General features: G+C 62.0%; 12 protein-coding genes. All 12 read left to right on the top strand.

What is annotated here, in order from left to right:
* Nucleotides 1–70: 70 nt before the first annotated feature.
* The 12 genes from AC07OT_RS02120 to AC07OT_RS02175 all read left to right on the top strand — a co-directional run bounded on the left by AC07OT_RS02120 (nt 71) and on the right by AC07OT_RS02175 (nt 12162).
* Nucleotides 71–1087 (top strand): iron ABC transporter substrate-binding protein, encoded by a 1017-nt coding sequence (locus AC07OT_RS02120; RefSeq protein WP_495101460.1) that lies wholly within the window; start codon nt 71–73, stop codon nt 1085–1087.
* A gap of 3 nt (nt 1088–1090) precedes the next feature.
* Nucleotides 1091–2689, top strand: a complete 1599-nt coding sequence (locus AC07OT_RS02125) for an ABC transporter permease (RefSeq protein ID WP_373682403.1) — start codon at nt 1091–1093, stop codon at nt 2687–2689.
* Entirely contained in the window at nt 2686–3732 is a 1047-nt protein-coding gene (locus tag AC07OT_RS02130) for an ABC transporter ATP-binding protein (protein WP_115487378.1), read from the top strand. The genes AC07OT_RS02125 and AC07OT_RS02130 overlap by 4 nt, the downstream gene beginning before the upstream one ends.
* A gap of 82 nt (nt 3733–3814) precedes the next feature.
* Nucleotides 3815–4579: a COG4705 family protein gene (locus tag AC07OT_RS02135; RefSeq protein WP_115487379.1), complete on the top strand. Its 765-nt coding sequence runs from the start codon at nt 3815–3817 to the stop codon at nt 4577–4579.
* 25 nt (nt 4580–4604) lie between these two features.
* A complete protein-coding gene (locus tag AC07OT_RS02140) occupies nt 4605–5036 on the top strand; it encodes a hypothetical protein (protein ID WP_027606657.1) in 432 nt (143 codons plus the stop codon).
* Between the two features lie 91 nt (nt 5037–5127).
* Nucleotides 5128–5793, top strand: a complete 666-nt coding sequence (locus AC07OT_RS02145; RefSeq protein ID WP_115487380.1) for a response regulator — start codon at nt 5128–5130, stop codon at nt 5791–5793.
* Nucleotides 5769–7124, top strand: coding sequence for an ATP-binding protein (locus tag AC07OT_RS02150; RefSeq protein ID WP_115487381.1), 1356 nt, complete (start codon nt 5769–5771; stop codon nt 7122–7124). Before AC07OT_RS02145 ends, AC07OT_RS02150 begins: the two co-directional genes overlap by 25 nt.
* Nucleotides 7121–7429 (top strand): cysteine hydrolase family protein, encoded by a 309-nt coding sequence (locus tag AC07OT_RS02155; RefSeq protein ID WP_495107309.1) that lies wholly within the window; start codon nt 7121–7123, stop codon nt 7427–7429. Before AC07OT_RS02150 ends, AC07OT_RS02155 begins: the two co-directional genes overlap by 4 nt.
* 319 nt (nt 7430–7748) lie before the next feature.
* Entirely contained in the window at nt 7749–8600 is an 852-nt protein-coding gene (locus AC07OT_RS02160) for a sugar phosphate isomerase/epimerase family protein (protein ID WP_495107310.1), read from the top strand.
* 13 nt (nt 8601–8613) lie between these two features.
* A complete protein-coding gene (locus tag AC07OT_RS02165; protein ID WP_495107311.1) occupies nt 8614–9666 on the top strand; it encodes an isopenicillin N synthase family dioxygenase in 1053 nt (350 codons plus the stop codon).
* A 77-nt stretch (nt 9667–9743) separates the two neighbouring features.
* The gene (locus AC07OT_RS02170; RefSeq protein WP_495107517.1) at nt 9744–10547 is read left to right on the top strand and encodes an ABC transporter substrate-binding protein; all 804 of its coding nucleotides are present in this window, start codon (nt 9744–9746) and stop codon (nt 10545–10547) included.
* A gap of 106 nt (nt 10548–10653) precedes the next feature.
* On the top strand, nt 10654–12162 hold the full coding sequence (locus tag AC07OT_RS02175) for an amino acid ABC transporter permease/ATP-binding protein (RefSeq protein WP_495107312.1): 1509 nt from the start codon (nt 10654–10656) through the stop codon (nt 12160–12162).
* The last annotated feature ends 6 nt before the right edge of the window (nt 12163–12168 follow it).

Genomic DNA, 12168 nt, shown 5'->3' on the forward strand with positions numbered 1-12168 from the left:
ATTCCTATTGGTCAGGAATCTCCAGCTATATTCCTCAAGCACACCCTCACCATCAGGAGCTTGCCCTCTCATGACTATCGGTTTTCCGTCGTTCCTTGAAAAAGCCCTGCTGGTCGGCGCGCTGCTTGCGGCCGGGCACGTCTATGCCGCGAGCGACAGCGTTGGCATCGTGGTGTACAACGCCCAGCACGAGAGCCTGACCAAGGCGTGGGTCGAAGGGTTTACCCAGGAAACCGGGATTCCGGTGACCATCCGCAATGGCGATGACACCGAGATGGGCAACCAGATTGTGCAGGAAGGTGCTGCCTCCCCGGCCGATGTGTTCCTCACCGAAAACTCACCGGCGATGGTGCTGGTCGATAACGCCGGGCTGTTTGCCCCCGTGGCGCCGACCACCCTGGAACAGGTCGGTGCAGCCTATCGTCCGGCCCACGGCAAATGGGTGGGTATCGCTGCGCGCTCGACGGTGTTTGTGTATAACCCGGGCGCGCTCAAGGAAGCCGACCTGCCCAAATCCCTGATGGACCTTGCCTCTCCACACTGGAAAGGCCGCTGGGCCGCCTCCCCGGCCGGGGCCGACTTCCAGGCGATCGTCGCTGCCGTGCTCGAACTCAAGGGCGAGGCCGCCACCCTCGACTGGCTCAAGGCAATGAAAGCCAACGCGAGCATTTACCGCGGCAACAGTGCGGTACTCAAGGCCGTCAATGCCGGCCAGGTCGACAGTGGCGTGATCTACCACTACTACAGCTTCGTCGATCAGTCCAAGACCGGCGAAAACAGCAAGAACACTTCACTGCACTACTTCAAGCACCAGGACCCGGGCGCGTTCGTCAGCATCTCCGGTGCCGGCGTGCTGGCCTCCAGCACACACAAGGAGCAGGCCCAGGCTTTCCTGGCGTGGATCACCGGCCCGGACGGCCAGGCGATTCTCAAGAGCGGCAATTCGTTCGAGTACGCCGTGGGCCGGAACGCCGAGTCGAACCCCAAGCTGGTACCGCTGACGCAGCTCGATGCTCCCAAGGTTGATGCGTCCAAACTCGACAGCAAAAAAGCCGTCGCATTGATGACCCAGGCCGGACTCCTCTGATTGTTGCCTGAAACCCTGGAGGCGGCTGCCGCCCGGTCGATACCCGCGCGACCTTCACAGCGCAGCCACGCGCGTTTTTTCAGGCGTGGCGGCGCATGGGTCACCGGTTTATCGGTGCTGGTTTCGCTGCTGGCCCTGTTGCCCATCGCCTTCGTGATCGGTGTGTCCTGGCAAATCGGCTGGGCACAGATCGAGGCCTTGGTGTTCCGGCCTCGGGTTGCCGAGTTGCTGGTCAACACCGTATTGCTGGTGGTCATCACCCTGCCCTTGTGCGTGGCGCTGGGCGTCGCGCTGGCCTGGTTGACCGAACGCACCGACCTGCCGGGACGCCGTCTGTGGTCATTGCTGGCAGTGGCTCCCCTCGCGGTGCCGGCCTTTGTGCACAGCTATGCCTGGGTCAGCCTGGTGCCGTCGATCCATGGCTTGCCGGCGGGCGTGCTGGTCTCGGTCATCGCCTACTTTCCGTTTCTGTACCTGCCAGTGGCGGCCACGTTGCGGCGGCTCGATCCTGCTATCGAAGACGTAGCCGAATCCCTGGGGCTCAAACCCTGGGCGGTGTTCTTCAGGGTGGTGGTGCCGCAGTTGCGCCTGGCGATCTGCGGCGGCGCGCTGCTGGTGGGCCTGCACCTGCTGGCCGAATACGGCCTGTACGCGATGATCCGCTTCGACACCTTCACCACGGCGATCTTCGACCAGTTCAAGTCGACCTTCAATGGCCCGGCCGCCAACATGCTGGCGGCGGTATTGGCACTGTGCTGCCTGGCGATGCTGACGATCGAATCGGCGGCCCGCGGTGCCGCGCGTTATGCACGGGTCGGCTCGGGCAGTGCCCGGGACCAGCGCACCCTGCGCCTGGGCACTCCCATCCGCATCGCCGCCCTTGGCCTGCAAGCGTTCACCTGCGCGCTGGCCCTGGGTGTGCCGCTGATCACCCTGGGCAAATGGTTGGTCGCCGGCGGCGTGGCCGTGTGGCAGATGAATGAACTGCTGCCGGCCCTCGAGCAAACCCTGTTGCTCGGCGCTGCCGGAGCGCTGCTGACCACCGGCGCGGCGGTACCGATTGCCTGGCTGTCGATACGTGCGCCAGGGCGCTTGCAGCGCATCCTGGAGAGCTGCAACTACATCACCAGCTCTTTGCCCGGCATCGTCGTCGCGCTGGCACTGGTGACCGTGACCATTCACTTCGCGCGACCGATCTACCAGACCACGATCACCGTGCTGCTCGCCTACCTGCTGATGTTTTTGCCAAGGGCGCTGGTGAGCTTGCGGGCCGGAATCGCCCAGGCGCCGGTGGAGCTGGAACACATGGCACGCAGCCTCGGCCGCTCGCCCGCCCGTGCACTCTGGCTGATCACCCTGCGCCTGGCCGCACCAGGTGCAGCGGCCGGTGCCGCACTGGTGTTCCTGGCGATCACCAATGAGCTGACCGCCACATTGCTGCTGGCCCCCAACGGCACCCGCACCCTGGCCACCGGCTTCTGGGCAATGACCAGTGAAATTGACTACGCCGCCGCAGCCCCCTACGCGCTGATCATGATCCTGTTGTCCCTGCCGTTGACCGGCCTCCTCTATCACCAATCCAAACGCACGGCTGGCCGATGAACGCCCTCGAACTCAATGCAATCTGTAAGTCCTTCGGCAGCCAGCGCGCCTTGGCCGACGTCAACCTGTCGGTGCCCACCGGCAGCCGAACGGTGATCGTCGGGCCGTCAGGTTCAGGCAAGACCACGCTGCTGCGGATGATCGCCGGATTCGAGTTTCCCGATAGCGGCAGCCTTGCGCTCAATGGCCAACTGCTGGTCGACGCCACGCACGCCGTCCCGGCCCATCAACGCCAGATCGGTTATGTGCCGCAGGACGGTGCGCTGTTCCCGCATATGAGCGTGGCCGACAATATCGCCTTTGGCCTGGCCGCCAAGGGCGCGCAACGCGAAACACGCATCGCCGAACTGATGGACAGCGTGGCCCTTGACGCCAGCATGGCGCGGCGCTGGCCCCACGAACTGTCCGGCGGGCAGCAACAACGGGTGGCCCTGGCCCGTGCACTGGCGCAACAACCACGCCTAATGCTGCTGGATGAACCCTTTTCGGCGCTGGACACCGGCCTGCGAGCAGCGATGCGCAAGATGGTCGCACGGCTGCTGAGCGACGCCGGTATTACCACGATTCTGGTGACGCACGACCAGAGTGAGGCGCTGTCGTTTGCCGATCAACTGGCCGTGATGCGTCAGGGACGCCTGGTGCAGTCCGGCCATCCGATGGACCTGTACCAGTCCCCCGGCGACCAACAGACCGCCTTGTTCCTGGGCGATGCAGTGATCCTGCCTGCCAGGCTCGAAGCCGGATGGGCCCATTGCGAACTGGGCCGTATCGCGGTCAACAGCCTGGACAATTGTCCCGTTGCACAGATCATGCTGCGCCCCGAGCAGTTGCAGGTCAGCACGGGGTCAGGCGCCGGCTGCCAGGGCGTGGTGACCGAGCGTGATTTTGGCGGGAACACCTGCACCCTGACCGTGGCGCTGCAGCCTGACGATGGCGCACCGGGGCGCACGATCCTGGTACGCAGTTCGGGCCTGCAGGCGCCCTTGACCGGCAGCACGGTGCAGCTGACGACAATCGGCGTGGCGCATGTATTTTCCGCATAGGTCGCCGGCCCTCAGTCCCGGCTAAGTTTCGTGCCGTACCTTCTCCCCTGCGCCACCACCGCGCACAGGAGAGGTAAACCCGATGAATGCCACAGCAGCCCGCTGGCTGAACAAAGTACCCGAGGTGACCCTGTCATTCTGGGTGATCAAGATCCTGTCCACCACCGTGGGCGAAACCGGCGCGGACTATCTCGCCGTCGATGCGGGCCTGGGTGCCGGCTGGACCAGCATCGGCATGGCCGCCCTGTTGGCCATCGCGCTGTTTTTCCAGCTGCGCACCAAAGCCTACACCCCCTGGATCTACTGGCTGACCGTGGTGCTGGTGAGCATTGTCGGGACGCAGATCACCGACATCCTCACCGATAAACTCGACGTCAGCCTGTATACCAGCACGGTGATCTTCTCGGTCCTGCTCGCCCTCAACTTCCTGGTCTGGTACCGCACCGAACGCAGCCTGTCGATCCGGGCCATCGTGACCCCACGGCGCGAGGTGTTCTACTGGGCCACCGTGTTGTGCACCTTCGCGCTCGGCACCGCCGCCGGCGACCTGGCCACCGAAGCGCTGGGCCTGGGCTTCACCCTGGGCGCGGTGATTTTTGCGCTGATGATCGGCGCAACCCTGCTCGCCTGGCGCCTGGGTGCCAATGTGGTCCTGACCTTCTGGATCACTTACATCCTGACTCGCCCCTTCGGTGCCTCCCTCGGCGACTTGCTGACCCAGGCCAAGACCTACGGCGGCCTGGGCATGGGCGCCAGTTGGACCAGCGCGATCTTCCTCTGCGTGATTGTCCTGTTGGTGGCCGTCGCACAAATCGGCGTCGGCAACCGCAGAACCCTGCGCCCATAACTCAATTACCCTCAAGGACCTCATCATGCGCCCTGTTCAAAACCTTATTCGCCGCGCCGCAATCGCCGCTTCGATCCTGTTGTTGGGTATCGCTGCCGGCTGCTCGAAACCTGCCGATAAACCCCAGGCCCCCGTCACGCCAGGTTCGACCAACAGCCAGGGCAAGGCCGCCTCGAAACTGGGCGACCTGTCCGAGTTCCGCAGCATCGCCGTCGAAGTGGCCGGCCTGGTCGACAAAAACGACCTGCCTGGCGCGAAAGCCCGGATCAAAGACCTGGAGTCCACCTGGGACTCGGCCGAAGCCGGCATCAAGCCGCGCGCGGCCAGTGACTGGCATGTACTGGACAAAGCCATCGACCGTGCCCTGTCGGCACTGCGTGACAGCAGCCCGAAACAGGCTGATTGCAAGGCTGCTATGGACGACCTGCTCAAGGCATTCGACGCGATGAAAGGCTGATACCGTCCGGTGCGGACAAATACCCGCGCAGGTGCTTCAATACAGGCGCGACAGTCAGCCCTGCCGCGCCTGTTTTTTTGCGGAGAGGGACATGCGGATACTGTTGGTCGAAGACGATTCGATGATTGGCGATGCTATCCAGCGCGCACTCAGCGACGCCAGCTATGCCGCGGACTGGGTCAAGAACGGCCTCAGCGGCCTGGCCGCACTCGACACCCATCACTATGACCTGGTGCTGCTGGACCTTGGCCTGCCCGGCAAGGACGGCCTCGACGTGCTGGCGACCATCCGCGAGCGTAACAACCCGGTGCCCTTGCTGATCATTACCGCCCGAGACAGCCTGGATGATCGCCTGCGCGGCCTGGATGGCGGCGCCGACGACTTCCTGCTCAAGCCGTTCAACATGGCGGAATTGCTCGCGCGCATGCGTGCCGTGCTGCGCCGCAAGGGCGGCAATGCATTACCCGTGCTCAGTAATGGCGTGGTCTCGCTGGACTTGCTGTCCAAGCAAGCGACAACCGTCGAACTCAGCGATATAGCGCTATCCAGCCGCGAGTTCGCGCTGCTGCAAGCCCTGTTGATCCGTCCCGGTGCGATCCTCTCGCGCAGCGAACTGGAAGAGCGCCTGTATGGTTGGGGCAATGAAGTTGAAAGCAACGCCATCGAGTTCCTGATTCACGCCTTGCGGCGCAAGTTGGGCAGTCATGTGATCAAGAACGTCAGGGGCATGGGATGGATGGTGTCAAGAAACGCTTGAGTGAATCGGTACAACTGCGGCTTTCGGTGGCCCTGTCGCTGGCCATTTTGCTGGTCGCCTTGATTGCCAGCGGGTTTGCATTCGTCTCAGCCTTCGAAGAAGCCCACGAACAGCAGGACGACACCCTGCGCCAGGTGGCGATCCTGTTTGATCGCCAGCACATGACCCTGCAGTACCCGCAAGGCACCACCATCGACGGCGACGACGAAGAGTCCCGGTTGATCATTCAACACCTTGGCGACGGTATCGATCCCTCGGGTCTCACCGATGAGGTCATTCCACTGCCATTCCCGGCCAACTTGGCCGAAGGGTTGTCCACGGTCGAGGTGGCGGGCGAGGCTTTCCGTGTACTGGTCAGGACCACCGCCAACGGCGAGCGTATTGCGGTGGCCCAGGAGTCCGACGCCCGCGACAACGATGCACGAGAAAGCGCCTGGCGCAGCCTGCTGCCGTTCCTGATCCTGTTTCCCGTGCTGTTGCTGGTCGTCGGCGACCTGGTGCGCAAGCTGTTTCGCCCCATCGCCAGCCTGTCGGCGGAAATAGATCAGCGCGCCGAACAGGAACTGCACCCGATACATGAACAGCATCTGCCCACCGAAATCCGCCCGTTTGTGGTGGCCATCAATCGCTTGCTGGCACGGGTTGCCCGGTCCATGGACAACCAACGCCGTTTCGTTGCCGACGCGGCCCATGAATTGCGCTCGCCCATGACCGCCCTGTCCCTGCAGGCCGAACGACTGGCCGCCACGCACATGTCATCCCAGACCCGCGAGCGCTTGCTGCCTCTTTCACGGGGTATCGAGCGCGGACGCCAATTGATCGACCAACTGCTGAGCCTGGCCGCGGCGCAATCGGAGGCAGCCCGGGATCAAAGCGTGGTGTCAGTGCATGAAATCTACCGACAGGTCCTGGAAGACCTGTTGCCATTGGCTGAATGCAAACAGCTCGATATTGGCGTCGAAAGCACCCAGGATGTGCACCTCACCTTCAACCGGATGGACCTGTTTACCCTGGTCAAGAACCTGGTGGATAACGCGATCCGCTATACCCCAGCGGGCGGCCGCGTCGATCTGTCGGTGGCGTCGGCGCCCGGTGCGGTCAAGCTGCTGATCCAGGACTCAGGGCCTGGAATCCCCCTCGAGGAACAGGCACGGGTATTCGATCCGTTCTATCGAGGCCTGGGCACCGATGAGGCGGGCTCGGGGCTCGGTTTGTCCATCGTCAAGGCGATCACCGAGCGCACCGGGGCACGCGTCCAATTGTCGTTTACCGATACCGCGCAACAACGCGGACTGAGTGTCACGGTCTGGCTCGATTCAACCCGTACATGAACGGTTGGGGCGTCGACATCAGCGAGGCGATTACCCGGGAAGCCGGCGACATCCTCGTGGAGGGCAAGCGCGGGCTGGACGGTTTTGCTACCACAGGCCTGGACCTGGTGCTGCGCAACAACGGCATCCAGACCCTGGTGGTGGCGGGCTTCCTGACCAATTGCTGTGTCGAAGGCACGGTTCGATCGGGTTATGAGAAGGGCTATAACGTGGTGACCCTGATCGATTGCACCGCGACCTTCACCGACGAACAACAACAGGCCGCAGAACGCTTCACGCTGCCGATGTTTTCCAGGACGTTGTAACACACAGAGTTTCTCGACGGGCTGAACGCCCAGTAGCCATAAAGCAGGAGGCGGCTTTACCGTCGCCTTCAGATTCGCAGTCACCCGCGCGTTACGCGTCGCCCCTCAATAGTTTAGAAATCTCTGAACTATCTATTTGCACTTCCCTATTCTTTCCGCCAAGCGCCTCTCCCTACTATTGGCGGCAACAAAGGAGCCTTTCCACAGAGATGCGGCCCGAAGATTGCCTTTTCTGATTGTCACTGCCGTTTTTGTGCGTTTCGGTCCACGCCGAAACGCCGCTGTGTCAATCATGCGAAGGCACCTTTGGAGCAGATCGATGAAGTTGGAAATATTCCGGACGTTGTGGGGCTACACCGCGAGCAAGGCACAAGCGCTCGAAGAGTTGCTTGAAGCCGGGTTCGATGGCATGGAAGCCCGCCTGCCCATGACCGCCAGCGAACGCGCCGAGTTCGCAGCCTTTCTACGCGCCAACCACGTCAGCTATATCAGTACTGTCTTCAGCGCCTACGATGTGCTGCCGCAACAATCGGCGAGCGTCGACGAACACCTGCTGGACCTCGATAAAAAACTCGCTTGGGCGGCTGAGTTGTCGCCGCGCTTCATCAACCTGCTGGCTGGCAACGACCGCTGGCCACTGGCACAGCAAGTCGACTTCTTTGGCCGCGCAATGGACGTCGCGCGCAAGCACGGCCAGGTGTGCGCCTTTGAAACCCATCGTGCGCGCTCGTTGTTCAACCCCTGGGTCACCCTCGAGCTGATTTGCCAACTGCCGGACCTGCGCTTCACCAGCGACATCAGTCATTGGGTCGTCACCTGCGAGCGCCTGCTCAACGATCCGGAAGATGACCTCAGCGCTTTCGTCGAGCGCGTTCACCACATTCAAGCCCGGGTCGGTTATGACCAGGGGCCCCAGGTTCCACACCCCGCCGCTCCCGAGTACACCCAAGCGCTGGCCTTCCATCAGCAGCATTGGGAGGCCATCTGGCGATCCCAGGAAAGTCGCGGCTATCAGGTCAGCACGCTGACACCGGAGTTTGGTGCCGACGGCTACCTGCATCACCTGCCCTTCACCAATGTGCCGGTGGCCGACCTGTGGTCGCTGAACGTATGGATGGCAACTACCGAGCGCGAGCATTTCCGGCGCTTCAGCGGTGCCTCAACCCGATAAGGAGCGTTACTTCATGCCTGACCAAACGCCAAAGGCCGCCAACTTCAATCGCATTCCGCTGGTGGACATCGCCGGGCTGTACAGCGACGACATCACACAGCGCCAGGCAGTGGCCGAAGAACTCGGTAACGCCGCCCGCGCAGTGGGTTTTCTGTACATCAAGAACCACGGCATCGAGTCGTCGCTGATCGACGGCTTGCGTCACGCGGCGAAGGACCTGTTTGCGCAATCTCTTGAGTACAAGATGCAGCATTACATCGGCACCTCCCGCAGCCACAAGGGGTTTGTGCCTGAAGGCGAAGAGGTCTATGCCAAAGGCAAACCGGACCACAAGGAGGCGTTCGATATCGGTTTTGAAGTGGGTGAAGACGATCCGCTGGTCAGGGCCGGGACCCCCTTGATCGGGGCCAATGAATGGCCGGACCTGCCGGGATTCCGTCCCGCCGTCGAAGCGTACTACGCTGCGGTGTTTGCGCTGGGGCGTCGCCTGTTCAAGGGCTTCGCGCTCGCATTGGGCCTTGAAGAGGACTATTTCGAGGCACTGGTTACCCGCCCACCGTCGAAACTGCGCCTGATTCACTACCCCTTTGACCTGGCCGCCCAAGACGCACCCGGCATTGGTGCGCATACCGACTACGAGTGCTTCACCATTTTGCTTGCCGACAAGCCAGGCCTCGAGGTGATGAACGATCAAGGGCAATGGATTGATGCGCCGCCCGTGGACGGTGCCTTTGTGGTCAACATCGGCGACATGCTGGAGGTCATGACCGCGGGTGCGTTCGTCGCTACGGCTCACCGAGTGCGAACCGTCAGCGAAGAGCGCTACGCCTTCCCACTCTTCTACGCGTGCGACTTCCATACGCAGATCAAGCCACTGCCACAGTTTCTTGAAGGCGCTAAGGATTACGAGGAAATCACCATCGGGGAGCACATGTTCGGCCAAGCGTTGCAGACCTATCAGTACCTGCGCCGCAAAGTCGAACGGGGCGAACTCAAGCTGTACGAGAAAGCACGCAAGCCGTCGAGCTTCGGTCACTTGAAGAGCCAGGCGCAGGACGCGTCCTGATGCAACCCTCAGCCTGGTCACACCGCCCTGTTTAACCACCCGCCCAACCCTACTTTACCGACGTGGAGTCATCGATGATGCGCAATCCAATCAATCATGCTGTCCGCTTGACCCTGCTGGCCGTCGCACTCCTTGGTGCGGCCGGCGCCCATGCAGCAACGACGGTGACACCCGGCGTACTCAAGGTCGGCATGGAAATCACCTATCCGCCCTTCGAGTCATACGACGAACATAAAAACGTCGTCGGTTCCGACCCCGAGCTGGCGCACCTGCTCGCCAAGCACCTGGACCTCAAGGCCGACTTCGTCGACGCCAAGTTTTCCAACCTGATCCTCAGCCTGAACGCCGGCCACTACGACGCGATCATCTCCGGCATGTACATCACGCCCCAGCGGCAGACGCAAGCGCAAACCATCCCGTACGCCAAGACCGGCGCAGCGATCATGGTGCTGAAGGACAGCCCGCTGAAACCGAAAGTACCGGAAGACCTCTGCGGCCTGAAAGTCGGCCTGGAAAAAGGCACCACGTGGGTGACGCAGTTCAACACGCTCTCAACCGACTACTGCACCCCGAATAACAAGGGCGCGATTATGGTCAGCGAGTTCCCGTCCGCACCGGAGGTAACCCAGGCGCTGCTCTCCGGCAATGTGCAGGCTCAGGTGGAGATCGACGGCGCCGCCGGCATGATCGCAGAACGCACCAAGGGCCGCGTCGTGGTGAGCACCGAGCACTCGATCTACCAGCAAACGCTGGGTATTTACGTCAAGAAAGGCAACGACGCGCTCTATCAGGCACTGCTCAAGGCCTTTGAGGCGAGCAAGGCCTCCGGTGAATACACCGCCCTGTTGAAGAAATACAACCTCGAAGAACCGACTAACTGACCCGGTGCAGCCCTGTGGGAGCGCAGCCGCTCCCACAGTCGGCGGCTTTCGCTTGACTGCCCGGCCCAGGTAAAGCCTGTGTCGACGCCAGCAGTTGGAGAGACACATGCAATTTGAATGGCCTTACTTTTTTTCACTGTTTTCGCTCTCGGACTTCTGGAAAGCCTGCATTACGGTGGTGGAGCTCAGCACGCTGGCCTGGTTCATCGGCATGCTGCTGGGCTTCCTGCTGGCTTCGGCCAAGCTTTCGGCCGCGCGTTGGATCAGCGTGCCGGCGTCGATTTATATCTGGTTCTTTCGCAGCGTGCCGCTGCTGGTACTGGTGGTGTTCGTCTATAACCTGCCGCAGATGTTCCCGGTCACCCGTGGCGTCCTGTCCAACCCGTTCTATTCCGGCCTGTTGGCCCTGGTGGTCACCGAAGCGGCCTATATGGCGGAAATCCACCGTGGTGGCTTGATATCCGTGGCCAAAGGTCAAAAAGAGGCCGGCCGCGCGCTGGGCATCGGCCTGATCGGTTTGCAGCGCCTGATCGTGATTCCCCAGGCGTTCCGCATTTCCCTGCCGACGCTGATCAACGAATACATCACCGTGGTGAAACTGACCTCGCTGGTCTCGGTGATTTCCTTGACCGAACTGTTGACCGTGGGCCAGCGCCTTTACGCGCAAAACTTCCTGGTGATGGAAACCCTGTCGGCTGTGGCGGTGTATTACGTGCTGATCGTGACCGTGCTCGGCTGGCTGTTTCATTGGCTGGAGCACCACCTGGAACTCAACAACCGCACACCCCGGACGCTGGATGACACCAGCATGGGGCGCCTACGCGCCTCACAACCCGCCCCTCCTTCGGCAAGCGCTCGGAAAGCCTCCGGGCCTGGCTCGGCACCCGCCCTGCAACTGGTCGACATTCACAAGCGCTACGGCCAGCACGCTGTGCTCAAAGGCATCAACCTTGATGTAAATGTGGGTCAGGTGGTTTCCATCATCGGCCCGTCCGGCTCGGGGAAAACCTCGCTGATTCGCACCGTCAACGCCCTGGAAAGCATCGACCAAGGCGAGATCATTCTGTTCGGCGAAAGCTATATCCACGCCGGTGACAACACCAACACGCTACAAGTACGCCGTGGGGTACAGCACATCGGCATGGTGTTCCAGGGCTTCAACCTGTTTCCCCATCGCACCATTCTCGACAACGTCACCCTCGCGCCGCGCTATCACGGCCGCGACAAGCTCATCAGCGAGCAGCTCGCCTACGCCCTGCTGGACAAGGTCGGACTGCTGGCTCACGCGCACAAGTATCCGCATCAGTTGTCTGGGGGTCAGCAACAACGCGTGGCAATCGCCCGCGCATTGGCCATGGATCCACATATCATGCTGTTTGATGAGCCGACGTCAGCCCTCGACCCGGAACTGGTAGGCGACGTGCTCAAGGTCATCGGCGACCTGGCCAAAGAAGGCATGACCATGCTGATCGTGACCCACGAGATGGACTTCGCCCTGTCCATTTCCGACCGGGTGATTTTCATGGAGGACGGCCTGGTTGCGCTGGATGCGGCGCCTGGGATGATTCGCGCCGATCAGTGCGGCGAGAGAATCAAGGCGTTCATGCGGGTTTGAACCCGG

The organism is Pseudomonas sp. GW821-FHT09C10, from assembly GCF_059418085.1.